Consider the following 24,156-nt stretch of genomic DNA (forward strand, 5'->3'; position numbering starts at 1 on the left):
CGTCAGGCTGCCAGGCGCTGCGACAGGTCGATCATGCGCTGCACCGCCAGCCGGGCGCGATCGGCGACCTGCGGATCGACCTCGACCACGCCGGTCATGGTGTGCAGCGACCAGAGCACCTTCTCCAGCGTGATCTTCTGCATGTAGGGGCACATGTTGCAGGGACCGAGGAACTCGACATCCGGGTTCGCGTCCGAGATGTTCGAGGCCATCGAGCATTCGGTGACCAGCATCACCTGCTTCGGCCGCTCGCTCTCGACCCAGCCCTGGATATTGGCGGTCGAGCCGGCGTAATCGGCCTCGGCCACCACGTCGGGCGGGCATTCGGGATGGGCGATGATCTTCAGCCCCGGATTCCAGTCGCGGAAATCGCGCAGATCCTGGGCGGTGAACTGCTCGTGCACGATGCAGGCGCCGTCCCACCAGACGATGCGCTTCTGCGGCACCTTGTTGGCGACGTTCTGCGCCAGCCACTTGTCGGGGGTCATGATGACGGTGTCGCTGTCCATCGCCGCGACGATCTGCGCCGCATTGGCCGAGGTGCAGCAGATGTCGGATGCCGCCTTCACCTCGGCGGTGGTGTTGACATAGCTGACCACCGGCGCGCCGGGATAGCGGGCGCGCATCTGGGCGATGCCCTCGGCGGTGATGCTTTCGGCAAGCGAGCAGCCGGCCTCCATGTCGGGCATCAGCACGGTCTTCTGCGGGTTCAGGATCTTCGAGGTCTCGGCCATGAAATGCACGCCGCATTGCACGATCACCTGTTCCTCGACCCTGGTCGCGGCGATGGCCAGGGCCAGGCTGTCGCCCACCACGTCCGAGATGCCGTGATAGATCTGCGGCGTCATGTAGTTATGCGCCAGCACCACGGCATTGCGTTCCTTTTTCAGCCGGTTGATCGCCGCGACATAGGGCGCATGGATCGCCCAGTCCGGCCAGGGCATGACGCGGCCCATGCGGGCATGGATGTCGGCCATGCGCTCGGCCAGTTCGAGCGAAGGCTCCAGATCGTAATGCGAGGCCAACTCGCCACGAATGGTCGTCAGATCGAGCATGATGGTCCCCCCGGCTCTGCCCGCGTCGCGCCTGTCCCCGATATAGCGCGGCCGAGCGATGATACCAGTGCCGCCGGGGTCGTGAGTCGCGTTACCTAAAGGAAGGATGACGCTGGGGCAACGATAATGCTGCACTGCGATGACGCATTTGCCGGCGGCCGGGGATTTCCGGGCAAAAGCAAGGAAAAACGGGCATATCCGCCGCCTCGGCTCTGGACCTGCCGGGGTGGCGGGGTAAAAAGACTGAAATGTCGAGGCCGATCATGAAAGATATGCACCCCAGCTCCGGCACATCGCCCAGCCTGCGCAATCTGCAAATCCTGGAGGTTCTGGCGCGCGCCGCCCGGCCGCTGACCGCGACCGAGATCAATGCCGAGCTGGGTCTGCCCAAGCCGACCATCCACCGCCTCGTCGCCAATCTGGAGCAGGAGGGCTACCTGTCGCGGCAGCTCGACGGCCGCAGCTTCCTGCCCGGCCACAAGCTGCGGGAGATGATGCTGGGGGTGATGCACGCCGCCCAGTTCGACCTGCCGCGCCATGACGTGCTGGTGCGGCTGTACGAATCCGTGGGCGAGACCTGCTCGATCTCGATCCCCGAAGGCGATTCGCTGGTCTATGTGGACCGGGTGGAGACGCCTTGGCCGCTGCGGCTGGTGATCGCGCTGGGCACCCGGGTGCCGCTGCACGCCACGGCGGCCGGCAAGGTCTGCCTGGCCTTCATGAACCCCGGCAGTTTCGAGCATTACCTGCGCCATGCCCGGCTGCGCCCGCATACCGAGCGCACCCTCTCTTCTGCCACCGCATTGCGCGAGGAGATCCGGCGCATCCGCAAGCAGGGCTATGCCACGGACGAGGAGGAGTTCATTCCCGGCATGGTCGGCGCCTCGGTCCCGGCGCTGGACGGGCGCGGCCGGGTGCTGGCGCTGCTGACCTTCCACGCCCCGATCCAGCGCATGTCGATGCAGGCGGTGATGTCGCACCTGCCCGCCCTGCGCCGCGCCGCCGCGGAACTGGCCGAGCTGATCTGAGCCGCTCAGCCCGCCCAGACCGCCGGCATCAGCCCGCGCAGCGCATTGCCGACCCACAGCCGGACATGCGGCAGATCCCCGGCCGGCAGCATGTCCTCGCGGCAGGCGCCCTCGGCCAGCATCTCCGCCCGCAGCACGCCCGGCAGAAGCCCGCAGGCCAGCGGCGGCGTGCGCATCCCCTGGCCGCGGTCGAAGAAGACCGTGGTGATGGTGCCGTCGCAGACCTCGCCACGCTCGTTCAGGAAGACCACCTCCTCGATCCCCTCGGGCAGCGCGGCGCGGGCGGCGTCGTAATGCGCCCGCCGCGTGGTCTTGAGCCGGAGCCAGGGATCGCCTGAATCGAGCCGGGTGCCGGCCAGCGCCAGCCGCCATTCCGGCCGCGACTGCGGCAGGGGCGCGCGCGTCACCTCGATCCGCCCGGCCCGGTCCAGCGTCAGCCGCAGCCGCGCCGGCCGGCCCGGGGGGGCGATCAGCGCCGCGCGGGCGGCCGGCGCATCGCAGGGCCAGCCGAGCGCCCCCGCCCCCGCCGCCAGCCGCGCCAGATGCCCCGCGATCCGCGGGCAGCCGGCACCGTCCCACAGCACCGTCTCGATCAGCCGCAATCCGGGGTCGTCAGATCCTGCGCGTAGCGGGCTTTCCATAGCGCCTCCTCCCATTCGCCTTCGGCGGTCGAATCCTGCACGACGCCGCCGCCGACATTCAGCGTGACCGCGCCATCCGGCCAGACCGACAGCGTGCGGATCGCCACCGAGAAACAGGCCGCCCCGTCCGGGGCCATCCAGCCGATGGCGCCGCAATAGACGCCACGCGCAAACGGCTCGACCTCGCGGATGATCTGCATGGCGCGGATCTTGGGCGCGCCGGTGATCGAGCCGCAGGGAAACAGCGCCCGCAGCATCGCGCCCAGCTCGGCCGGGCGCTCCAGCCGGCCCACGACGCGCGAACTCATCTGGTGGACGGTGGCGAAGCTGTCGACGGCGAAAAGCTCGGGCACCCGCACCGAGCCCACGCGCGAGATGCGGGCGATGTCGTTGCGCAGCAGGTCGACGATCATCAGGTTCTCGGCCCGGTTCTTTTCCGATGCCGCCAGCGCCGCCGCTAAGGCCGCGTCGCGCGCCGGATCGGGGTCGCGCGGCGCCGTGCCCTTCATCGGCCGCGCCTCGATCCGGCCCTGCGCATCCAGGCGGAAGAACAGCTCGGGCGAGCGCGAGACGACGATCGGCCCCTGCCCCAGATCGACATAGGCGCCGAAGCCGACCGGCTGGCGCGCGGCCATCGCGGCGTAAAGCTGCAGCGCCGAGCCGGAGACCAGGCGCGAGCCGAGGGGAAAGGTCAGGTTGATCTGGTAGCAGTCGCCGGCCGCGATATAGTCGCGGGTGCGGGCGAAGGCGGCCGCGTAATCCTGCTGCGAGATCATGGGCGTCAGTGGCGCCAGCCGGGCCATGTCGCCCGCCGGCAGCGGCGGGGCCGGTTCGGGCGCATCATGGACGGCGAAGGCCAGCAGCGGCGTACGCCGTTCGACCGGCATGGCGCGGGCCAGCACCGGCTCCAGCGCATAGCCGAGCTCATAGGACAGGTAGCCGGCGATCCAGGCGCCCTGCCGGCGCCGGGCCTCGAGATGGTCGAGCGCGGCGGCGACCTCCTCGGGGCGAGTCACCACCAGCAATTCCCGCGGGTCCCGGAACAGGACCGGCCCGCCGTCAGGACCGAATTCGCAAAGGATCACGCGCGCCTCCATTCTCGGGCGCGAGGTAGCATGGCCGGGGCGCCGGGAACAATGGCCGCGATGGGAGCGGCGCGACAATGCCGCGGTGGCGATGGACCGGGGATGGGAGGTCCGGCGGCGGCGGGGAGGAGGAGGCGCATCGCCCGGCGGCCGGACGGCCAGGCCGGCGCCGGACCGGCCCGGCAGGCGTCGCAGCGCCGCGCCACGGACGAACGGGATCGCGTTCAGGAACAGCGCCGCGCATCCGGCATCGCGATGGCGCGGATCGGTGTCGTGGCCGGGAAGAAGATGGAGCACATGGCCTGCGCCTTGCTGGCGCATGCCGAAGCCGTCCGCCCAGACGTTCCGGTTCACGGGCAAGCCTCGGGGAAACCGCCCCGCGGAGCCCTGAAATGAAACGGCGCCGGACCGGCCGGCGCCGTCGGGTTCAGCTTTCGAGCAGCCGCCGCAGGCTGGCCATGGCACGCTCGGGGTCTTCCTGGTAGCCGATCAGCCCGGCATATTCGCCGTTCCCGTCGAACAGCAGCATGGTCGAGGAATGGTCCATGCTGTATTCGCCGCCCTCTTGCGGCACCTTGCGGGCATAGATGCGGAAGGCCTTCACCGCCTTGGCGACCTCTTCGGGCGCGCCCGAGACGCCGACCACCCCCGGCACCCAGGACACGTAATCGCGCAGTGCATCGACCGTGTCGCGCTCGGGGTCGACGGTGACGAAGAACACCCGCAGTTTGCCGGCATCCGCGCCCAGCTCCTCTTGCCAGCCAGCGATGTCGCCCAGCGTGGTCGGGCAGACATCGGGGCAATGGGTGAAGCCGAAGAACACCGCCGAGGGCTGGCCCTTCAGCGTCGCTTGGGTGAACTCGGTGCCGTCGGTGGCGACCAGCCGGTAATCGCCGCGGCCCAGCGAGGCGGTGCCGGCATCGGCGACCTCGGCCAGGCGCGGGGCGCCGAACTTCATCCAGCCGACCACCGCCAGCGCGACCACGACCAACGCCCAGAGCGCATAGCGCAGAGGGCGCAGCGGCGAGCCCTGCTTAATGTCCGCCATGTCCACCATCCTTTCCGCCGCGCTTGCCGGCATTCATCGGCCCGACCGTCATCGGCACCTCGACTTCGCCCGCCTTCTCGAATTGCAGCGTGACCTTGACCGTCTCGCCCTCGACCAGCGGCTGTTTCAGATCCATGAACATCAGGTGATAGCCGCCGGGCTTCAGTTCAACCGTCGCCCCGGCCGGGATCGCCAGCCCGTGGGACAGTTGGCGCATCTTCATGACATCGCCCTCCATCGCCATCTCGTGGATCTCGGCCCGGCCGGCGAAATCGACGCGGGCCGCGACCAGCCGGTCATCCGCACCGGCATTGGCGACGGTCAAGAAACCGCCCGCCACCGGCGCACCGGGCGGCGTGGCGCGGGTGAAGGGCCCGCTGAGCGTCAGATCGCCCAGCGTGATCGGCGCGGCCTGCGCAGCCGGGGCAGCGGCGGCGGCGGCGGCGCCATGGCCATGACCATGCCCGGCCTTGCCCGCGACGACGGTCACGCCCGGCGCGGGATTCTGGGCTTCCTTGCTGCCGGTGACGTCGATCCATTCCTCCTTGCCATCCGCGCATTCCTGCACGGTCGAGAAATACAGCACCGTGCCCGGCGTCACATCGGCGCCGACCGTGCCGCGGATGACGAATTCGTCATACCAATCGTCCTGCAGATCGCCGCCGGACCAGACCACCTCGCGCGTGCCCTCGGTCATCGGGGTGCCGTGATTGTCGAAGGGCTGGGCATAGGGGCCCTTCACCGTTTCCAGCGTCCAGCCGGCCTTGGGCATGGGCTTGGCGTTGTAGAAGCCCTCGGGCAACTGCACGCGCAGGGTCTGGGTCGCCTGGCCGTCGCAGCCATGGCCGATGCGGATCACCGCGCGATAGGCGGCGCCGGCGGGCGCCTCGGACTGTTCCAGCGTGGCATGGGCAAGGGCCGGCGCGGCGGCCAGCGCCAGCGCCGAGGCGCAAAGCGCGCCAAAAACAGGGTTCTTCATGATCGTTCTCGTCTGAATAGGGGCGTGAACCGCCGGCCCATGGCCGCGCGGATCGGAAAGCTCGGGTCAGGCGAGCCGCGGCGGTCCCCGCGCCGAGGGCGCCAGCATCTCGGCGCGATACAGAGGGTCGGGCAGGTCCAGCACCCGCGCCAGATGCAGCGCCTGCAGCAGCGGTGCCGGCGCCGCGGCGATGTCGGCCCCCAGCAGCGGCTGGCCATGCGGCGCCCAGTCGCAGGGCCGATGGTCGCCATGCGGGGCCTTGCCGGCCGGGGACAGGCTGCCATCGGCGGCCATGACCATCTCGACCAGATCGTCGCCGGCGCAAAGCACCACGGTGACGCCGCCACGGGCGTCCCGCTCCAGCATGGTGCCCGGCACGATCAGCGACAGCAGCAGGAACGGCAGCACGGCCAGCCAGCCGATCAGCCGGTGGCCCCTTCCCGTTCCCTGCTTTCGTCCGGCCAGCGCGCCCATGCCTTCATCCGCGAGATTTCGGCCGCAGGGGTGGCAGAAATCCGCGCGCAGGGAAAGGGACAATGTGCCGCAGCCCGGCTTTCGACCGCGCCGGCCCGGGCGTTCAGCGCAGCCCCTCGACCAGCGGCTGGCGATAGACCCGCCAGGCCGGCAGCAGCGCCAGCAGGAAGCCGGCCAGGATCAGCAGGCCCGCCATGGCCAGTTCGGACCCGCCGAGGGTGGCGGCGAAGGCCACCCCCGTCTCGCGCGAGATCAGCGCCGAGACCAGCTGCGACGCCGCCCAGCCCAGCGGCAGCCCGGCCAGCGCGCCCCCCAGCACCATGACCGCGACATAAAGCCAGACCGACAGGAAGACATAGCGCCGCGGCGCCCCCAACGCCCGCAGCACCGCAAAGCTGCGCCGCTGCAGGTCCAAGACCGCCAGGATGCCGGCCAGGATCGCGGCCACGATCAGCACCTGCGCCGCCAGGGTCAGGCCCAGCATGACCCGGGTCGCATCGCCCATCACCGCGTAAAGTTCGACCAGCGTCTCGGCCGGGAAGAAGGCGGTCGAGACCTCGCTCCGGTAGCGCGCCCGCAACCCGTAGGCATCGGCGACGCTGGCGGGCTTCATCACGATGGCCGGCAGGCCCGGCATCAGCTCGGCCTGCCAGGGCGGGCCGATGCGCTCGGTCCCCGGCGGATGGCCGGTGCCCATGACATGCGCCGACCAGATATATTCCACCGGCACCACCACGGCGCGATCCCAGGGCGTGCCGGTCGGGCGCATCCGGCCAGTGATCACCACCTCCTCGTGGTGATGGCCGTCCTGTCCGGCATGGCCGTGGTCGCGATCGTGGTCGGGCGTCTCGGCCGCGCGGTCGGCGTCAAGCCCGGCCGCCACCTCGTCGGCATGGCCGTGGCGGATCGCAAGGGCCGCGCCGATCTCGCCCTCGACCAGCGCGCCGATGACCGCCTCGTTCAGGCGCGTGAAGCCGCGGCCCTCGGCCAGGCCGCCGCTCAGATGGGCGACGAACGCCGCGGTGGTGCCGATCACCGGGCTGTCGCCATGGCTGTCGCCAAAGGCCAGCGGCGCGGCGAATTCCGCGTCCGCGTCGCTCAGCACCCGATGCGCCAGCGGACCGGGCAGCAGCTCGACCTGGGCCGGGCGCAGGAACACGGCCGACATCAGCAGGTCGGTCTGGCTGCCCGGCGCCGCCACGATCAGGTCGAAGCGATCGGCGGCGCGGGCCGAGCCCTGGCGCAGCGCCCGCTCCTGCGCGCTGATGGCGATGCCCAGGGCGGCGGCCAGCGCCACCAGCACTGCAAACAGCCAGACGGTGCGCGGGTTGCGGGCCAGCAGCGCCCGGACGAAGGGGACGGGGTTCATGCGAAAACCTCGATCCGGCCATGTTCCAGATGCAGGCGGCGCCCGGCCAGCGCGATCAGGTCGGGATCGTGGCTGGCGGCAATGACGCAGCGCCCCTCGGCCGCCAGCGCCTGCAGCGCCTCGGCCACCACCCGCCCGGCCGCGGCATCCAGGCTGGCCGTCGGCTCATCCGCGAACAGGGCGGCCGGATCCATCAGCAGGGCCCGGGCCAGCGCGGCGCGCTGCTGTTCGCCCCGCGACAGCAGGGCGGCGCACCGGCGGTCGGGCACGCCGAAGCGGCGCAGCAGTCCGGCCGCCCGCCCGGCATGGCGCCGTGCCGAGAAGGCGGCGAAGCGCGCCGGCATCAGCACGTTCTGCAGGGGCGAAAGCTCGGGCAGCAGGTGGAAATCCTGGAAGACGAAGCCGGCATGGGCGCGCCGCCAGCGGTCGCGGCCGCGCTCGGACAGCCGCGCCAGGTCCACGCCGTCCCAGATCACCGCCCCCGCCTGCGGCCGGATCAGCCCGGAAAGCAGGTAAAGCAGCGTGGTCTTGCCGGAACCGGAGGGACCGGTCAGCACCGTCAGGCCCGGCTCCAGCTCCAGCATCGGCAATGCCACCACCGGCTGGGCATGGAAGGCATGACGCAGGCCGCGCACCGAAAGCCGCGCCATCACAGCTTCTCGTAGCGGGTGCCGCGCAGGCGCACGAAGCTGATGAAGCCGGTTTCGGGATCGGTCTGGAAGCCGGTCTCGAAGATGCCCGTCGCCCGGATCAGATCGGTATAGCGCACCGGGCGCACCGGATGGTCGGTCAGCGCCAGCACGATGTCGTCGGGCCATTGCGCCTCGGTCTCGCAGAACGGGCAGGTGGACATGGGCAGCTTGGTCAGCACGAAGAAGGCGATCTCGGGCTTCAGCGGCGGCGCCATATAGCCGATCATGGTGACCTGCTGCCCGGCCAGCGCGGCGGCGCGCGGCGTCAGCTGGCGGCCGCGGACGTAAAGGTCGCGGAACTTCAGCGCCTCGGGCACGGCCAGCGCGCCGCGCGGCAGAAGCGGCAGCAGCAGCGGGGCGGTCAGCAGGGCGCGGCGGTTCATGGCATCATCCGGTCGAAGGGATGCGCCGCCGGCTGCCCGGCGGCGCATGTGTCGTGTCACTTCGCGGCCTGGCTGGTGGCCAGCGCCGCCCGGCTGGCCAGACCGGTCGCATGTTCCATGACGTGATAGATCAGGTTCTGCTCGACGACGCCGTGGAACAGATGCGCCCAGGGCCCCTGCGCGAAGATCGCCACGTCGTCGCCGGCATGGGTCTCGCTTTCGCCCAGCGGCACCAGCGCCTGTTGCAGGAAGTCGATATCGGTGGTGTCGATCCCGGTCAGGTCGGCGCGCGGCTCGTCCAGGCGGGCGCCGGGGCCGTTCAGATAGCCCAGCGTGGTATAGGGCTTGCCGTCGTCGCCCTGCCCCGCGATGCCCAGGATCGGGTTGTTGCGCGCCGGATAGCCGGCGATCGAGAAGACATGGCTGTGGTCGGCGGTCAGGATGATCAGCGTCTCGGCCGGATCGACCTTGTCATAGACCGCCTTCACCGCCTCGGCCACCGCCACCGTATCGGTCAGCGCCCGGGCGGCATTGCCGGCATGATGGGCGTGGTCGACGCGGCCGCCCTCGATCATCAGCACATAGCCGTTCTCGTTGCGGGACAGCATGTCGATGGCCTTGACCGACATCTCGGCCAGCGAGGGTTCGCCGGCGGCATCCTTCTCGCGATCCGCCTCGTATTGCATGTGGCTGGCGTTGAACAGACCCAGCAGCTTGCCGGTGCCGGCCGGATCGACCGCGTCGAATTCCTGCTTGTTCCAGACATAGGCGCCGTCATTGTGGCGCGCCTTCCACTCGGCGATCAGGTCGCGGTCCTTGCGCGCGCCGGTCTTGGTCTCGTCCTCGGGATCCTGCTGGCTGGCCAGCATGAAATTGCCGCGGCCGCCGCCCAGGACGACCTCGAACCCATCGCCCGCCGGCCAGTCGACCAGCTGCGCGGCGATGTCCTTGCAGCCGTTCTGCACCGCTTCCTCGGGCAGGTCCTTGTCGGCTTCCCAGTCGCGGCCGGTGACCTTGGCATAGGTGGCGGCAGGCGTCGCATGGGTGATGCGCGCGGTCGAGATGATGCCGGTCGAAAGGCCCGCGGTCTCGGCCAGCTCGAACAGCGTCGTGACCTCGGCGCCCTTCTGGCTGGCGCAATCCTCGACCTTGGCCTGCTGCGTCACGCCGACGGTGCCGTTCAAGGACTTCACCCCCGAGACGATGGCCGTCGCGGTCGGGGCCGAATCGGCCACCTGGCTGTCATGTGTATAGGTCTTGGACAGCGCCGTGTAGGGCAGCAGTTCCTCGAACGACAGCACGTTCGATTCCCCGTCCACGCCGCGGCTCTGGCCCTCGTGGATGCGCGCGGCGGTGATGGTCGGCACCGACAGCCCGTCCACGACGAACAGCACGACGTTCCTGGCCCGGCCGACATTCGGCTGGTCGGCGATCTTCCGGGCAAGCTCGGCCTTGGCCGCGGTGAAATAGGAATCCTCGGCCTGCAGCACATTGTCCTGCGCGACGGCGTTCGAGGCCAGCACCAGAAGCGACGCGCCTGCCATCAGCGAGCGGAGTTGGTATTTCATGGGTCCCCCGGGGGTTTTCGGTCCTTGCGCCGGTCGGCGCGAGGCCCCGCCTAAGCCGGCCGGGTAACGCTTTCGTGGCAGCCTCGTGGTATCTTCGTGACAGCGCCCCTACTCGGCCGCCGTCCGGCAGGCGGTGCCGGCATCCAGCAGCGCCCGGATCTCGGGGCGGCACGAGCCGCAATTGGTGCCGGCCCGCAGCGCCTGCCCCACCGCCTCGACCGAGGTCAGGCGCCGGCTGGCAATGGCCTGCACGATGCTGTTCACGCCGATGCCGAAACAGGCGCAGACCAGCGCCCCCTCGTCCGGGCGGTCGGCGCCGGGACGGCCGGCCAGCGCCTCGGCCCCGCTCAGGGTCGCGCCCTCGCCCAGCAGCGCCGCGACATGGCTGCGCGACAGGGCCACCGGCCCGGGCGCCACGAACAACGCCGCCTGCAGCCGACCCTCGTGCAGGAAGGCCAGCCGCACCTGCCCGCGGGCGCGGTCCTGCAGCACCAGCGGCTCGTCCGAAAGGCCGAACAGCGCGCGGGCATGCGCGGTCCAGTCCTGCGGCGGCGCAAGCCCGGCCAGTTCGGCCTGCTCGCCCCTTGGCAGCGTGGCCCGCGCCCAATAGTCGCAATCCGGCCGGATCCGGCCGGCCGAGACGGCGAAGCCGAACCAACGCGCGGCAAAGGGCCGGATCGCCACCGCCGCCGATTTCAGCGCCGGCTGGCCCGAGACCGGATCGACAGCACCCGGCACCAGCGCATCGACCCGGCCCGAGGCCGCGGTCTCGCCCGTCCAGTGCATCGGCGCGAAGGGATGGCCCGGCGCCACCCGGCCGCTCACCAGCACCCGCAGCACCGCGCGGCCATGCGGGCTGACGATCTCGGCCAGGCTGGCGGGCTGCAGGCCCAGCCGGGCGGCGTCGTCGGGGTGCAGTTCCAGAAAGGGCTCGGCCAGATGCCGGGACAGCCGCGGCGACAGGCCGGTGCGGGTCATGGTGTGCCAATGGTCGCGCACCCGGCCGGTGTTCAGCCGGAAGGGATGGTCCGCATCCACCGGCCGCGGCGGGCGCGGCGTGACCGCCACCATGCGGCCCCGCCCCGAAGGCGTATGGAACCGCCCGTCGCCGAAGAACCGTCCGCCCTGCCGGCCCGCCGAATGCGGCCACAGGAACGGCGCCAGCGCGTCATATTCCGCCGGGGTGATGCCGGCATGGGCCGAGATGTCGAAATCGCTGCCCAGACCGCCCGCGATGCCCGAAAGCGCCGCGTGTTCGGCAAAGACCTGCGCCGGGTGCCGCCAGGCGAAGGCCTCGGCCCAGCCCATGCGGCGCCCGACCTCGGCCAGGATGCGCCAGTCGTCGCGCGCCTGCCCGACCGGGGAAAGACTACGGCGCTGGCGGCTGATGCGGCGTTCGGAATTCGTCACCGTGCCGTCCTTTTCGCCCCAGCCGGTCGCCGGCAGCGCCACATGCGCCAGCCGCAGGGTGTCGGTCCGCGCCATGATGTCCGAGACCACGGTGAAATCGCAGCCGGCAATGGCGCGGGCGACGCGGTCGGCCTCGGGCATGGTCGCGGCGGGGTTGGTGCAGATGATCCACAGCGCCTTGATCCGGCCGTCCTCGACGGCGCGGAACATGTCCACGGCCTTCAGCCCCGGCCGCTCGGCCATGCGCGGCGCGTTCCAGAATGCGCGCACCGCCGCGCGATGCGCGGGATTCTCGATCTCCAGATGGCAGGCCAGCATGTTGGCCAGCCCGCCGACCTCGCGCCCGCCCATGGCATTGGGCTGGCCGGTGACGCTGAACGGGCCCATGCCGGGCCGGCCGATGCGGCCGCTGGCAAGGTGGCAGTTCAGGATCGCGTTCACCTTGTCTGTGCCGCTGTCGGACTGGTTCACGCCCTGCGACCAGACCGTCACCACCTTGTCACTGTGCAGCCAGAGGTCGAAGAACTGCCGCAACTGGCTGTGCGCCAGCCCGGTGGCCGAGGGGGACGTGGCGCGCGCCGCGGCCATCGCATCCTCGATTCCTTCCAGATTATCAACGCATAACTCTGATATTCTGCCGATTTCTGCCAGAAGCAGGTTGAACAGCGCCGCATCCGAACCCGGCGCCAGCGGCAGATGCAGGTCGGCGATGTCGCAGCTTGCGGTGCGGCGCGGATCGACCACCACGACCCGCGTGCCCCGCACCGCGCGCGCCGCCGCCAGCCGCTGGTAAAGCACCGGATGGCACCAGGCGAGGTTCGAGCCGACCAGCACCACCGTATCGGCCAGTTCCAGATCCTCGTAGAGCCCCGGCACCGTGTCCGAGCCGAAGGCCCGCCGCTGCCCCGCCACCGCCGAGGCCATGCAGAGCCGCGAATTGGTGTCGATATTGCCCGAGCCGATGAAGCCCTTCATCAGCTTGTTGGCGACATAGTAATCCTCGGTCAAGAGCTGCCCCGAGACGTAGAAGCCGACCGAATCCGGCCCGTGTTCGGCGATGGTTTCGGAAAACCGGCGCGCGACCAGGCCCAGCGCCTCGTCCCAGCCCGCCTCGCGGTCATGGATGCGCGGGGCGAGCAGCCGGCCGGCATGGCCGACGGTCTCGCCCAGCGCCGCGCCCTTGACGCAGAGCCGGCCCCGGTTCGCCGGATGCCCGGGATCGCCGGCGACGCCCAGCCCGCCCCGGCCGTCGGGCGTCGCCAGCACGCCGCAGCCGACGCCGCAATAGGGACAGGTGGTGCGGATGGTCTGCATGATGGCCCCTCCTCAGGCGGCGTGCGAGCGGGTGACGAGTTCGGCGCTGATCAGGACGCGGCCCTGCTCGACGCGGACCGGCCAGGTGCGGACCGCGCCCTCGTCGGCGCCCTGCGCGGCGCCCGAGTTCATGTCGAACACCCAGTTGTGCAGCGGGCAGGTCACCCGGTCGCCATGCACCATGCCCTCGGACAGCGGGCCGCCCTTGTGCGGGCAACGGTCGTCCAGCGCAAAGACCCGGTCGTCCAGGGTGCGGAACACCGCGACGCAGCCCTGCGCGGTGCGGATCACCCGCGCGCCCTGGCGGGGAATGTCGTCCAAGGCTCCGATATCGACAAAGACGGTCATTCCGCGGCCTCCAGGGTCAGATCGGCAAGGGGCGCCCAGCGGGGCGTCTCGGCGGTGGTGGAATGTTCGGCCCAGGGGTCGCGGCGATAGACCGACTGGCTGATCTCGAAGCGCTCGACCAGCGCGCGGCGGGTCGGCAGGTCGGCGACCTGCGCCTTGACCCAGTTGAGCCCGACCTTGGCCACCCATTTATAGGGCCGGTCCAGATAGCGGGCGTTTTCGCGGTAAAGCTGGACGAAGGCGGTGACGATCTCGACCGCCTCGTCCTCGGACGGGGTCGCGGCCAGGGGCTCGGTCTCCTTCACCTCCATCCCGGCGGCGCCGGCGACGCTGATCTGGTAGCCGCTGTCGACGCAGATCACGCCCACGTCCTTGCAGGTCGCCTCGGCGCAGTTCCTGGGGCAGCCCGAGACGCCCAGCTTGACCTTGTGCGGCGTCCACGAACCCCAAAGCAGCTTTTCCAGCCGGATGCCGAGGCCCGTGGAATCCTGGGTGCCGAAGCGGCAGAACTCGCTGCCGACGCAGGTCTTCACCGTGCGCAGCCCCTTGGAATAGGCATGGCCGGAAACCAGCCCGGCGGCGTTCAGGTCGGCCCAGATCTGCGGCAGATCCTGCTTGCGGACGCCCAGCAGGTCGATGCGCTGGCCGCCGGTGACCTTGACCATCGGCACGGCATATTTCTCGGCCGCGTCGGCGATGGCGCGCAGCTCGGCCGGCGTGGTGACGCCGCCCCACATGCGCGGCACCACCGAATAGGTGCCGTCCTTCTGGATGTTGGCGTGGTTCCTTTCGTTCACGAAACGGCTCTGCCGGTCGTCCTGGTATTCCAGCGGCCATTCCGCCAGCAGGTAATAGTTCAGCGCCGGGCGGCAGGAATGGCAGCCGCCGACGCTCTTCCAGCCCAGCTCCTGCATGACCGCCGGGATCGACTTCAGCCCCATGGAGCGGATCAGCCGCCGCACGTCCTCGTGGCTGTGGTCGGTGCATTTGCACATGCCGCCAGAGGCGGGCGCGACGAAGCCGTCGCCCAGGGTCAGCTTCATCACCTGTTCGACCAGCCCGGTGCAGGTGCCGCAGGATCCCGAGGCCTTGGTGCAGGCGCGCACCGCATCAAGCGTGGTCGCGCCGTCCTGCACCGCGGCGACGATGGTTCCCTTGCAGACGCCGTTGCAGCCGCAGATCTCCGCCTCAGGCGGCAAGGCTGCAACGGCCGCCATAGGGTCCAGCTTGGTCCCCCCCTGGAAGGCCGGGCCGAAGATCAGCGTGTCGCGCATCCCCGACACGTCGGTTTCGTCCTTCATCAGCCCGTAGAACCAGTTGCCGTCGGCGGTGTCGCCATACATGACCACGCCGATGATGCGGTCGTTCTCCAGCACCAGCCGCTTGTAGATGCCGCGGCCGGGGTCGCGGAACACGATGTCCTCGCGCCCCTCGGCTTCGGCGAAATCGCCGGCGCTGAACAGGTCGCAGCCGGTCACCTTCAGCTTGGTCGCGGTCTGCACCGGGCGGAACCCGGCCGCCTCGCCCAGCAGGGTCCGGGCCAGCACCTTGGCCTGATCGTAAAGCGGCGCCACAAGGCCGAAGACCTGATCCCGATGCTCGACGCATTCGCCAAGCGCGAAGATCTGCGGGTCCGAGGTGCGCAGGGCGTCGTCGACGACGATGCCGCGCTCGACCTCCAGATGCGCGTCATTGGCCAGCCGCACCTCGGGGCGGATGCCGACGGCCATGCAGACCAGATCGGCGGGATGGACGGTGCCGTCCTCCAGCAGCACCGCCTCGGCCCGGCCATGGCCCAGGATCGCCTTGGTCGCGCCCTTGCAATGCACCTTGATGCCGCGCCGCTCCAGGTCGCGCTGCAGCAGATAGCCGGCGGCGGGGTCGAGCTGCCGCTCCATCAGATGGCCCATCAGATGGACGACGGTGACGCGGGCGCCGCGCGCGGCCATGCCGGCCGCCGCCTCGAGACCCAGAAGCCCGCCGCCGATCACCACCGCGTCCTTGCCGGCGATCCCGGCCTCGATCATGGCGTTGGTGTCCTCGAGGTCGCGATAGGTCACCACGCCCGGCAGATCGCTGCCGGGCACCGGGATGATGAAGGGCGCCGAGCCGGTGGCGATGACCAGGGCGTCATAAGGCGCGCCGCCCGCGCTGGAATAGACAGTGCGATTGGCGCGGTCGATCCGCACCACCGGCTCGCCGAAGCGGCAATCGACGCCATGCGCGGCATACCAATCCGCGTCATGGGTGACGATCTGCTCATAGGTCTTTTCGCCCGACAGGACCGGCGACAGCATCAGCCGGTTGTAATTGCCGCGCGGCTCGGCGTTGAACAGGGTGACCTGCCATGCGCCGGGCGCGGCCTCGAACAGATGCTCCAGCAGGCGGCCCGAGGCCATGCCGGCGCCGATGACGACAAGGTTCTTCATTGCGGGACTCCTTTCTCAGGCGGCTTGCAGGGCGGCGCGGCCCATCTGGCGGATCGAGGCGTGCATCCACAGCGCGCAGAACCCGACCAGCAGGAAGAGCGCCATGAAGCAACTGGACCACAGCCCGGTCTGGTCGCGCAGCCAGCCGAACAGCAGCGGCAGCACGAAGCCGCCCAGGCCGCCGATCATGCCCACCAGCCCGCCGACCGCGCCGATATGGCCGGGGTAATAGCTGGGGATGTGCTTGTAGACGGCAGCCTTGCCCAGGCTCATGAAGAAGCCCAGCACGAAGATCACCGCCAAAAAGACCGGCACCGGCACGCCCGAGGGGATCGACAGGATCGCGGTCGCGACCAGCGAGACGGCAAAGGTCGCATACATCACCACCCGCGCGCCGATGCGGTCCGACAGCACCCCGCCCCAGGCGCGGAAGATCGAGCCGGGGATGGAATAGGCGGCGCCGATCATGCCGGCGGTGGCGATGTCGAAGTCGTAGACCTCGGTCAGGTAATGCGGCAGCCACAGGGCCAGGGCGACGAAGCCGCCGAAGCTGAAGAAATAATAGGCCGAGAAGCGCCAGACCCGGATCTGGCCCAGCGGCGCGAATTCGGCGCGCAAGGGCGCCTTGCGGCCGATCCCGGCGGCGGTGACGGGGTCGTCCTTGCTCAGCAGCCAGAACAGCACGGCGGTCAGCGCCAGCACGGCGGCCCAGATCTGCGCGGTCGCCTGCCAGCCCAGCGCCAGCATGACGAAGGGCGCGGCGAATTTGGTCAGGGCGGCGCCGACATTGCCGGTGCCGAAGATGCCCAGCGCCGTGCCCTGCCGCCCCGCGGCATAGAAGCGCGAGACATAGGCGACGCCCACCGCGAAAGAGCCGCCGGCCAGCCCGACGCCCAGCGCCGCCAGCAGCATCTGCGGATAGGTGCTGGCCCAGGACAACAGGAAGGTGGCGCCGGCGGCGGCCAGCATGGTCAGGGTATAGACCCGTCGCCCGCCCAGCCGGTCGGTCAGCACGCCCAAGGCGATGCGCACCAGCGAGCCGGTCAGGATCGGCAGGCCGATCAGCAGGCCGAACTGGGTTTCGGTCAGGGAAAGCTGCGCGCGGATCTGCAGGCCGATGATCGAGAAAATCGTCCAGACCGCGAAGCAGATGGTGAAGGCGAAGGTCGAAAGGCCCAGCGCGCGGCTGGCCTCGGAGGGGGGAACGGGGGGAACGGCGGGCATGGTGGCTCCGATGCGTTGCTGATGGCGAAGGCGGTCGGAAAGCACGCGGCCGGGCGGCGGGACGCCGCAGCGGATTTGCGCTTTCGGGGGAGGATCGCCGCATCGTCGCGGGAATCCGTGCCGCATCATTGCGAGCGGGCCGGTGGCGCGCCGTTGCGCCGGGCCATGGGATCAGACTGGATCAGCGAACCGGGCGGATCAAGCGTCGATGCGGCATCGCAGCATCCGCCGCCGGTTCCGCCCGAAACCCGGGCAGCACCGCGCCCGGCCTGCCCGCGAAACGCTCAGCTTGCGAAGGGCGGCTCGAAGACAATGCCGTCGAAGAAGGCATCGGCGCGCAGAATCATCTGGCCCTTTTCGGCCGCGACCTCGCGGTCCTCGGCCAGCGCGCCCTCCAGCCGGGCCGAGGCGCCCGGAAGCGCCGCCCCGGCTTCGCGCAGATGCGCGCGGTAAAGGTCGGTGCGGAAATGCGTCATCGCCTTTTGCATCGCCGGCCCGGGCTCCAGCCCATGACGCCGGGCGATGCGCTGCGCGAACAGGGCGGCCAGGCTTTTCCAGGGGAAGTTCGCCGCCCCGGCATGGAAGGCGACAAAGCCCGGCACATGGCGGAACTCGCCCGCAGGGGTGACCTGCAGCCGTCCGGTCAGTCCGCGCTCGGCCAGTTCGGCCGGCAGGTCCAGATATTCGCGCCGCGACAGGATCTCGGCGGCGGTGTCGCGGTTCTCGGGCTCGTCGAGCCAGCGCCCGGCCCGCCAGACCGCCCGCATCAGCGCCCCGGTAAGCTGCGGATCGGAGACGGTGAAATCGCGGCGCAGCACCAGGCCCTTTTCCGGTGGTGCGGCCCAGATCGCCGTGCCGGGCAACAGCAGCGCGGCAAGGCCCCGGTCCACGGCGCTGGACGCCCAGGGCTCGCCGACGCAAAAGGCGTCGAGCTCGCCCGCGGCCATGGATTCGGCCATCAGCGGCGGCGGCACGGTGACGACCTCCAGCGCCGGGCTGAAGCCGCAGGCGCCAAGCCAGTGCCGGATCAGCTCCAACTGCGTCGAGAAATGGAACGGCACGCCCACCCGCAGCCGGGCGGACGCGGCGCGTTGCAGCGCAAGCCCCGCCTTGCGGGCATCGCGAAAGTCGAAATCATGGCCCTGGTCGCGCATCCTGGCGGCCAAGGCGGCGCCGACCGCGACCGCCTGCCCGCCTTGCGACAGGAACATCGCAAGGTCCAGATCCGGCAGCGCCGGACCCAGCCCCAGCGCCTGCGCCACCGGCATCGGCGCCAGCATATGCGCCGCCTCGATCAGCCCGGCGCCCAGCATGTCGCGGGCCTGCGCCCAGGCGCCCAGGCGCAGCAGCCGGAACGCCAGCCCTTCCTCGGCGGCGAAGCCCAGCTCGCGCGCCACGATCAGGGGCGCCGCGTCGATCAGCGGCACATAGCCCAGGCGCAGGGGCGTCAGCGGCATGACAGCAACCCCGCGGCCAGGACCAGCTGCTGGGCGATCTCGGCCACGCGCTTGCCCTGGTCCATCGCCGTCTTGCGCAACAGCGCATAGGCGGCCTCCTCGTCGATGCCGCGCGCCTTCATCAGCACCGCCTTGGCGCGGTCGATCACCTTGCGCTCCTCCAGCGCGGCGCGGGTCGCGGCCAGTTCGGCGCGCATGCGCTGGAACATGTGAAAGCGCGCGATGGCCGCGTCCAGCACCGGCTTGATGCGCTCGGGCCGCAGCCCGTCCACGACATAGGCCGAAATGCCGGCCTCGACCGCCGCCCGCGTCAGGTGCTCGTCCGAGCGGTCCACGAACATCGCCACCGGCCGCTCGGTCGGGCCCGAGGCCAGCGCCAGCTCCTCGAGCACGTCGCGCGAGGGGTTGGCCAGGTCGATCAGCACCATATCGGGCCGGCATTCGGCGATGTGGCGCGCGAGACCGGTTTCCTCCGAGATGATGCGGATGTCGTGGTCGCCGACCTCGCGCAGCCCGTCCACGATCGGGGCGGCGCGTTCCGGGTCGGGCTCGATGACGACGATCGAAAGGCGCTTGTCCATCTGCTTCCTGCTCTCTCCCGTCCCAGCAGGTGCCAGCGGAACCGGGCGCCGGCAATGCCTGCCGCGCGCGTCGCCCGGCCCATCCGCGCCCTGCGCAAGGACCGGGCAGATATGCGCCGCCGCGCGCGGGGAACGGGCAGCGCGGCGATGCGGGCGGGGCGGGACCGGCCGGGTCTTGGCCCCTTGAGCTTGCCGGTTCCTTGGCTAATCTGCCCGCATCCAGGCAAGCCGGGGGAACCATGGCCCAGATCATCCTGCTGACGGGCAAGGCGGCGCCGCTGCCGGGCAGCGACCAGCTCAGCGGCATCGACAAGCGCCCGGCGGACCGGCCGCTGACGCTTGGCCCCGAGGGGTTCGAGGGCGACGAGCAGGCCGACCGCCGTGTGCATGGCGGGCCGGAAAAGGCCGTGCACCATTATGCTTTCGACCATTACCCGGCCTGGCGCGAGGAACTTGGACCACTGCGTCCGGCCGAACCGCCGGGCGGGCCGCACCCGCCGGCCGCCGATTCTCGGACCGGTGGCGGATTCGGCGGCCAGCCCCCGGTGGGTCATCCGGAAAACCGGGAAACCGGCGCCCCGCTGGATGCACCCGGCGCCTTCGGCGAGAACATCTCGACCCGGGGCCTGACCGAGACGGATGTCGCGGTGGGCGACATCTTCCGGCTCGGCTCGGCGCTGGTGCAGGTGTCGCAGGGCCGGCAGCCCTGCTGGAAGCTGAACCGGCGCTTCGGCGTCGCGGACATGGCGCGGCGCGTGCAGCAAAGCGGCCGCACCGGCTGGTATTACCGCGTCCTGCAGCCCGGCATCGTCGCCCCCGGCGACCGGCTGGAGCGGATCGACCGCGTGGCGCCCGACTGGACGCTGCGCCGGCTCTGGCATGCGCTCTACGTGGACCGGCTGAACTTGGGCGAATTGCAGGGCATCGCCGCGCTGGACGTGCTGGCCGAGGGCTGGCGGCGCTACGCGGTGCGCCGGCTGGAAAGCGGCCGGGTCGAGGATTGGTCGAAGCGGCTGGAGGGCGGCGCATGAGCCGCCCGCTGGTGATCTCGATCCAGAGCCAGGTGGTCATGGGTCATGTCGGCAATTCGGCGGCGGTGTTTCCGATGCTGGCGGCGGGGCTGGAGGTGGCGCCGGTCCCGACGGTGATCTTTTCCAACACCCCGGACTATCCCAGCCTGCGCGGCCGGCCGCTGCCCGGCGATTTTTTCGCCGACCTCCTGCAGGGCCTCTGGGATCGCGGCCTGCCGGAACGCGCGGATGTCCTGCTGACCGGCTATATCGGCTCGGTCGAGGTGGCGCGGCTGACCGCCGATTTCGTCGCCCGCGCCAAGGCAGCGAACCCGGGCCTGCGCTATTACTGCGACCCGGTGCTGGGCGACGAGCAACCGGGCCTCTATGTGCCGCAGGAGATCGCCGACACCTTCCGCGACCGGCTGCTGCCCATGGCCGACATCGCCTCGCCCAACCCGTTCGAGGTCGCCTGGCTGACCGGGCAGCCCATCACGGAACTGGCCGACATCCACCGCGCCGCGCAAGGGCTGCGCATGGCGCCCGCGGCGCAGCTGATCGTCACCGGCTGCCGGCTGCGCGAGACCGCGCCCGGCATGCTGGAAAGCGTGATCCTGGGACCGCAGGGGCTGACGCGCCATCCGACGCCGCATCTGCCGGTGGCGCTGGCCGGGACCGGCGACCTGTTCGCCGGGCTGATCACCGCCGCGCTGGGGCAAGGCCGCAGCCTCTCCCAGGCGGTGGAGTTTGCGCAGCTCCAGACCGCGCGCGCGCTGACGCGCGCGGCGGAACTGGGAACGAAAGAGGTGGTGCTGTCGGATCCCAAGTTCCGGGCGGCCCTGCTGGGCTGCTGATCCCGGGCTTCTTCGTTGCCCAAATACCCCCTTAGCCGTGCCGCAGGCGCGGCGGGGGCAGCGCCCCCCTCAGGTCTTGCGCAATGCGTTCAGCAGCGCCGCGCCCAGGGCGCCGGGCTGCTCCTTGCCGGCAGGGGCGGCGGATTTCGGGCCGCGCGCCGGCTGGACCTTGGGCCCGCGCTCCTTCTGCGCCTCGCGGGCGGCGGCGCCGCCGTCCTTGCGCATGGTCAAGCCGATGCGCTTTCTGGCCACATCCACCTCGGTCACCCGGACCTTGACCACATCGCCGACCTTCACCACCTCGTTCGGATCCTTGACGAAACGGTCGGCCAGCTGGCTGATATGCACCAGCCCATCCTGATGCACGCCGATATCGACGAAGGCGCCGAAGGCGGCGACATTGGTCACCGTGCCCTCCAGCGCCATGCCCGGCCGCAGATCCCTGATATCCTCGACCCCCTCGGCAAAGCTTGCGGTGACGAAGCTCGGCCGCGGGTCGCGGCCGGGCTTTTCCAGCTCGGCCAGGATGTCGCGAATGGTGGGCAGGCCGAAATGCTCGTCGACGAAGGCTTCCGCCCGGACGCCCTTCAGCGCCGCGCCATCGCCCATGATCTGGCGGATGTCGCGGCCGCAGGCGGCGACGATGCGGCGGGCGACGCCGTATGCCTCGGGGTGGACCGAGGAAGCGTCCAGCGGCTCCTTGCCGTCGCGGATGCGCAGGAAGCCCGCGCATTGCTCGAAGGCGCGCGGGCCAAGCCCGCCGACCTTCTTCAGCGCCGCGCGCGACGGGAAGGCGCCATTCTCGTCGCGCCAGGCCACGATGTTCTGCGCCAGCGACGGACCCAACCCGGCCACATGCGCCAGCAGCGGGGCCGAGGCGGTGTTCAGGTCCACCCCCACCGCGTTCACCGCATCCTCGACCACCGCCTCCAGGGTCTTGGCCAGCCGACGCTGGTCCACGTCATGCTGATACTGCCCGACGCCGATCGCTTCGGGCGGCACCTTCACCAGCTCGGCCAGCGGGTCTTGCAGCCGCCGGCCAATGGAGACCGCGCCGCGCAGCGAGACGTCGAGCTCCGGGAATTCCCGCGCCGCCAGCTCCGAGGCGGAATAGACCGAGGCGCCGGCCTCGCTGACGATCACCTTGACCGGCTGTTTCACCCCGTCGGGCAGGCGCTTCAGCACCTCGGCCACGAAACGCTCGGTCTCGCGGCTGGCGGTGCCGTTGCCGATGGCGATCAGCTCGATCCTGTGCTTGACGATGGCGGCGGCCAGCGCCGCTTCCGCGCCGCGCAGGTCGGATTTCGGCGGGAAGGGATACAGCGTCGCCGTCTCGACCAGCTTGCCGGTGCCGTCGACGGCGGCCAGCTTGACCCCGGTGCGGATGCCGGGGTCCAGCCCGATGGTCGGGCGCGGTCCGGCGGGCGAGGCCAGCAGCAGATCCTTGAGATTGCGGGCGAAGACCCGGATCGCCTCGGCATGGGCGCGGGTGCGCAGCTCGGTTATCAGGTCGATATACATGGTGTTCGACAGCCGCACCCGCCAGCACCAGCCCGCCACCTTGCGCAGCCAGCGGTCGCCCGGCTGGTCCCCCAGCCGCCCCAGGGCCGAGGCGACGATGCCCTCGGCCCGCGCCGCGCCGGTTTCCGGCTCGGGGGCGATCTCGATGGTCAGCACCTCCTCCTTGGCGCCGCGCAGGATGGCCAGCGCCCGATGCGCGGGGATGCTGGCCCATTTCTCGGACTGGTCGAAATAATCGCTGAACTTGGCGCCGACCTGCTCCTTGCCCGGCACCACCTTGGCGCGGATGATCGCCTCGGCCTGCATGAATTCGCGCAGCCGGCCCAGCAGCGCCGCATTCTCGGACAGTTCCTCGACCAAGATGTCGCGCGCCCCGTCCAGCGCCGCTTTCACATCCGGCACCGCTTCCGAGACATGGCCCGCCGCCAGCGCCTCGGGTTCGGCGGCGCGGTCGTCCTGGATGGCGCGCAGCAGCGGCTCCAGCCCGTTTTCGCGCGCGATCATCGCCTTGGTGCGCCGCTTGGGCTTGAAGGGCAGGTAGATGTCTTCAAGCGTGGCCTTGGTCTCGGCCCCGGCGATGGCGCGGGCCAGATCCTCGGTCAGCTTGCCCTGCCCCCTGATCGATTCGAGGATCGCGCTCCGCCGCGCCTCGAGCTCGCGCAGATAGGCCAGCCGCTCGGACAGCGTGCGCAGCTGGGTGTCGTCCAGCCCGCCCGTCACTTCCTTGCGGTAACGCGCGACGAAGGGCACCGTGGCGCCCCCGTCCAGCAGGCTGGTCGCCGCCGCCACCTGGTCGGGGCGGGCAGCGATCTCGGCGGCGATGGTGCGGGCGATGCGGTCGGTTGCGTCCACGGGCGGCATCCTTTCAGGTCTGGACCGCCGTCATAGCCAAAACCGGCCCGCGATCCAAGCATCGCGAGAACCGGGCCGCGGCTCAGCTCAGCCGCATCGCGGCGCGCAACTGCTTCTCGAAGCCGGCATCCAGACGCGGCATGCGCATGTCGCCCTGCGTCGTCTCCATGGCACGCCACAGGCTGGCGACCGTCTGCCAGTCCAGATCCGCCTGGCCCTCGACCGTCTCGACCACCTGCAGTTCGCCGGCGAGCCGGCGGAAGGCGACGCCGCGAAGCAGCGTATTGGCATGGGCCAGCACCTCGTCGGACAGGTCGGCGTCGAACTGCGCCTCGGCCATCGAGAGGAAGCCGCCCAGATCGTTTTCAATGTAGATGTTCTGCGCCTCGATCAGATAGCTTTCGCAGATCGAGAAGCCGAGTTCGCACCAATCCGCGACCGAACCCGAAAAGCTCACGCCCAGCGTCTCGATGCCCGAGACCTGCAGATGCGCAAAGCCGAACTCGCCCGACTCGCGGGCAGCGTTCATCGCGGAAAAATTCAGGACCTTACCGTTTACCAGCATCACTCACCAACTCGAAATTGAGAACATTTAATAAAATGCAATTAACGCGTTTCGCACGCGGATTGCCAGTTGCCCTTTGGGACAGGTCGGGAAATGGCCGGATTACTGCAATCAATTTATTGATATTTCTGTATTTCCTTATGAACTTCCAGAGTGGTTCCGCTAACAGCCTCAGGTTGCGGATGGCCGTCGTTAACCGGCTCTGTTGCACAAATCGGCTTAAGGCCGAGGTTCCCCTTTCCCCGGACGGACTTATCCCACAGCTTCCG

At 70.2% G+C, this 24,156-nt stretch carries 21 protein-coding genes; 3 read left to right on the forward strand and 18 right to left on the reverse strand.

Annotation, left to right across the window (positions count from 1 at the left end):
- Positions 1-2: 2 nt before the first annotated feature.
- Positions 3-1,055 (reverse strand): quinolinate synthase NadA, encoded by a 1,053-nt coding sequence (gene nadA, locus ACFOMP_RS11365; protein ID WP_289893485.1) that lies wholly within the window; start codon positions 1,053-1,055, stop codon positions 3-5.
- Positions 1,056-1,318: 263 nt separating this feature from the next.
- Between nadA and ACFOMP_RS11370 the strand changes: the two genes are divergently transcribed.
- Entirely contained in the window at positions 1,319-2,083 is a 765-nt protein-coding gene (locus ACFOMP_RS11370; protein ID WP_379030528.1) for an IclR family transcriptional regulator, read from the forward strand.
- 5 nt (positions 2,084-2,088) lie between these two features.
- Here the strand turns inward: ACFOMP_RS11370 and ACFOMP_RS11375 are convergent, their stop codons facing one another.
- From ACFOMP_RS11375 to ACFOMP_RS11445, 15 genes are all read right to left on the reverse strand, one after another.
- Positions 2,089-2,724, reverse strand: coding sequence for an aminotransferase class IV family protein (locus tag ACFOMP_RS11375; RefSeq protein WP_379030531.1), 636 nt, complete (start codon positions 2,722-2,724; stop codon positions 2,089-2,091).
- The gene (locus ACFOMP_RS11380; protein WP_379030534.1) at positions 2,676-3,809 is read right to left on the reverse strand and encodes an aminodeoxychorismate synthase component I; all 1,134 of its coding nucleotides are present in this window, start codon (positions 3,807-3,809) and stop codon (positions 2,676-2,678) included. Before ACFOMP_RS11380 ends, ACFOMP_RS11375 begins: the two co-directional genes overlap by 49 nt.
- A gap of 427 nt (positions 3,810-4,236) precedes the next feature.
- Positions 4,237-4,857, reverse strand: a complete 621-nt coding sequence (locus ACFOMP_RS11385; RefSeq protein WP_289893481.1) for an SCO family protein — start codon at positions 4,855-4,857, stop codon at positions 4,237-4,239.
- Entirely contained in the window at positions 4,844-5,836 is a 993-nt protein-coding gene (locus tag ACFOMP_RS11390; RefSeq protein ID WP_379030538.1) for a DUF1775 domain-containing protein, read from the reverse strand. Before ACFOMP_RS11390 ends, ACFOMP_RS11385 begins: the two co-directional genes overlap by 14 nt.
- 66 nt (positions 5,837-5,902) lie before the next feature.
- Complete coding sequence (locus ACFOMP_RS11395) at positions 5,903-6,310, reverse strand: hypothetical protein (RefSeq protein ID WP_379030541.1); 408 nt, start codon at positions 6,308-6,310, stop codon at positions 5,903-5,905.
- A gap of 103 nt (positions 6,311-6,413) precedes the next feature.
- Positions 6,414-7,679: an ABC transporter permease gene (locus ACFOMP_RS11400; protein WP_379030544.1), complete on the reverse strand. Its 1,266-nt coding sequence runs from the start codon at positions 7,677-7,679 to the stop codon at positions 6,414-6,416.
- On the reverse strand, positions 7,676-8,329 hold the full coding sequence (locus tag ACFOMP_RS11405; RefSeq protein WP_379030546.1) for an ABC transporter ATP-binding protein: 654 nt from the start codon (positions 8,327-8,329) through the stop codon (positions 7,676-7,678). Before ACFOMP_RS11405 ends, ACFOMP_RS11400 begins: the two co-directional genes overlap by 4 nt.
- Positions 8,329-8,754, reverse strand: coding sequence for a hypothetical protein (locus tag ACFOMP_RS11410; RefSeq protein WP_379030549.1), 426 nt, complete (start codon positions 8,752-8,754; stop codon positions 8,329-8,331). The genes ACFOMP_RS11405 and ACFOMP_RS11410 overlap by 1 nt, the downstream gene beginning before the upstream one ends.
- A gap of 56 nt (positions 8,755-8,810) precedes the next feature.
- Entirely contained in the window at positions 8,811-10,322 is a 1,512-nt protein-coding gene (locus ACFOMP_RS11415; RefSeq protein ID WP_289893475.1) for an alkaline phosphatase, read from the reverse strand.
- A gap of 108 nt (positions 10,323-10,430) precedes the next feature.
- Positions 10,431-13,046, reverse strand: a complete 2,616-nt coding sequence (locus ACFOMP_RS11420; protein ID WP_379030552.1) for a molybdopterin-dependent oxidoreductase — start codon at positions 13,044-13,046, stop codon at positions 10,431-10,433.
- Positions 13,047-13,058: 12 nt separating this feature from the next.
- Positions 13,059-13,394 (reverse strand): nitrite reductase small subunit NirD, encoded by a 336-nt coding sequence (gene nirD, locus ACFOMP_RS11425; RefSeq protein WP_379030555.1) that lies wholly within the window; start codon positions 13,392-13,394, stop codon positions 13,059-13,061.
- A complete protein-coding gene (gene nirB / locus ACFOMP_RS11430; protein WP_379030558.1) occupies positions 13,391-15,823 on the reverse strand; it encodes a nitrite reductase large subunit NirB in 2,433 nt (810 codons plus the stop codon). The genes nirD and nirB overlap by 4 nt, the downstream gene beginning before the upstream one ends.
- Positions 15,824-15,838: 15 nt before the next feature.
- Positions 15,839-17,047 (reverse strand): MFS transporter, encoded by a 1,209-nt coding sequence (locus ACFOMP_RS11435; RefSeq protein ID WP_379030561.1) that lies wholly within the window; start codon positions 17,045-17,047, stop codon positions 15,839-15,841.
- A 284-nt stretch (positions 17,048-17,331) separates the two neighbouring features.
- A complete protein-coding gene (locus tag ACFOMP_RS11440) occupies positions 17,332-18,504 on the reverse strand; it encodes a CmpA/NrtA family ABC transporter substrate-binding protein (protein ID WP_379030564.1) in 1,173 nt (390 codons plus the stop codon).
- Positions 18,495-19,085, reverse strand: a complete 591-nt coding sequence (locus tag ACFOMP_RS11445) for an ANTAR domain-containing response regulator (protein WP_379030567.1) — start codon at positions 19,083-19,085, stop codon at positions 18,495-18,497. The genes ACFOMP_RS11440 and ACFOMP_RS11445 overlap by 10 nt, the downstream gene beginning before the upstream one ends.
- A 239-nt stretch (positions 19,086-19,324) precedes the next feature.
- On the opposite strand from ACFOMP_RS11445, the gene ACFOMP_RS11450 reads away from it, so the two are divergent.
- Together ACFOMP_RS11450 and pdxY are read left to right on the forward strand one after the other, a co-directional pair.
- A complete protein-coding gene (locus ACFOMP_RS11450; protein WP_379030570.1) occupies positions 19,325-20,116 on the forward strand; it encodes an MOSC domain-containing protein in 792 nt (263 codons plus the stop codon).
- Positions 20,113-20,949 carry a pyridoxal kinase gene (gene pdxY / locus ACFOMP_RS11455; RefSeq protein ID WP_379030573.1) on the forward strand — a complete coding sequence of 279 codons (837 nt, stop codon included), beginning with the start codon at positions 20,113-20,115 and terminating at the stop codon, positions 20,947-20,949. Before ACFOMP_RS11450 ends, pdxY begins: the two co-directional genes overlap by 4 nt.
- 69 nt (positions 20,950-21,018) lie before the next feature.
- On the opposite strand, the gene ACFOMP_RS11460 is transcribed toward pdxY, so the two are convergent.
- Together ACFOMP_RS11460 and ACFOMP_RS11465 are read right to left on the reverse strand one after the other, a co-directional pair.
- A complete protein-coding gene (locus tag ACFOMP_RS11460) occupies positions 21,019-23,331 on the reverse strand; it encodes a Tex family protein (protein WP_379030576.1) in 2,313 nt (770 codons plus the stop codon).
- Positions 23,332-23,404: 73 nt separating this feature from the next.
- Entirely contained in the window at positions 23,405-23,851 is a 447-nt protein-coding gene (locus ACFOMP_RS11465; RefSeq protein WP_379030579.1) for a hypothetical protein, read from the reverse strand.
- Positions 23,852-24,156 lie beyond the last annotated feature (305 nt).

It is taken from the genome of Paracoccus simplex, assembly GCF_042648325.1.
GTDB classification, from domain to species: domain Bacteria; phylum Pseudomonadota; class Alphaproteobacteria; order Rhodobacterales; family Rhodobacteraceae; genus Paracoccus; species Paracoccus simplex.

Coding starts and splice junctions, on each gene's coding strand:
- ACFOMP_RS11385 (WP_289893481.1), bottom strand. CDS start 4,857: ATGGCGGACATTAAGCAGGGCTCGCCGCTGCGCCCTCTGCGCTATGCG.
- ACFOMP_RS11445 (WP_379030567.1), bottom strand. CDS start 19,085: ATGGACAAGCGCCTTTCGATCGTCGTCATCGAGCCCGACCCGGAACGC.
- ACFOMP_RS11400 (WP_379030544.1), bottom strand. CDS start 7,679: ATGAACCCCGTCCCCTTCGTCCGGGCGCTGCTGGCCCGCAACCCGCGC.
- ACFOMP_RS11395 (WP_379030541.1), bottom strand. CDS start 6,310: ATGGGCGCGCTGGCCGGACGAAAGCAGGGAACGGGAAGGGGCCACCGG.
- ACFOMP_RS11370 (WP_379030528.1), top strand. CDS start 1,319: ATGAAAGATATGCACCCCAGCTCCGGCACATCGCCCAGCCTGCGCAAT.
- nirB (WP_379030558.1), bottom strand. CDS start 15,823: ATGAAGAACCTTGTCGTCATCGGCGCCGGCATGGCCTCGGGCCGCCTG.
- ACFOMP_RS11465 (WP_379030579.1), bottom strand. CDS start 23,851: ATGAACGCTGCCCGCGAGTCGGGCGAGTTCGGCTTTGCGCATCTGCAG.
- pdxY (WP_379030573.1), top strand. CDS start 20,113: ATGAGCCGCCCGCTGGTGATCTCGATCCAGAGCCAGGTGGTCATGGGT.
- ACFOMP_RS11375 (WP_379030531.1), bottom strand. CDS start 2,724: ATGGAAAGCCCGCTACGCGCAGGATCTGACGACCCCGGATTGCGGCTG.
- ACFOMP_RS11460 (WP_379030576.1), bottom strand. CDS start 23,331: ATGCCGCCCGTGGACGCAACCGACCGCATCGCCCGCACCATCGCCGCC.
- ACFOMP_RS11450 (WP_379030570.1), top strand. CDS start 19,325: ATGGCCCAGATCATCCTGCTGACGGGCAAGGCGGCGCCGCTGCCGGGC.
- ACFOMP_RS11420 (WP_379030552.1), bottom strand. CDS start 13,046: ATGCAGACCATCCGCACCACCTGTCCCTATTGCGGCGTCGGCTGCGGC.
- nadA (WP_289893485.1), bottom strand. CDS start 1,055: ATGCTCGATCTGACGACCATTCGTGGCGAGTTGGCCTCGCATTACGAT.
- ACFOMP_RS11440 (WP_379030564.1), bottom strand. CDS start 18,504: ATGCCGCTGACGCCCCTGCGCCTGGGCTATGTGCCGCTGATCGACGCG.
- ACFOMP_RS11390 (WP_379030538.1), bottom strand. CDS start 5,836: ATGAAGAACCCTGTTTTTGGCGCGCTTTGCGCCTCGGCGCTGGCGCTG.
- nirD (WP_379030555.1), bottom strand. CDS start 13,394: ATGACCGTCTTTGTCGATATCGGAGCCTTGGACGACATTCCCCGCCAG.
- ACFOMP_RS11405 (WP_379030546.1), bottom strand. CDS start 8,329: ATGGCGCGGCTTTCGGTGCGCGGCCTGCGTCATGCCTTCCATGCCCAG.
- ACFOMP_RS11415 (WP_289893475.1), bottom strand. CDS start 10,322: ATGAAATACCAACTCCGCTCGCTGATGGCAGGCGCGTCGCTTCTGGTG.
- ACFOMP_RS11435 (WP_379030561.1), bottom strand. CDS start 17,047: ATGCCCGCCGTTCCCCCCGTTCCCCCCTCCGAGGCCAGCCGCGCGCTG.
- ACFOMP_RS11410 (WP_379030549.1), bottom strand. CDS start 8,754: ATGAACCGCCGCGCCCTGCTGACCGCCCCGCTGCTGCTGCCGCTTCTG.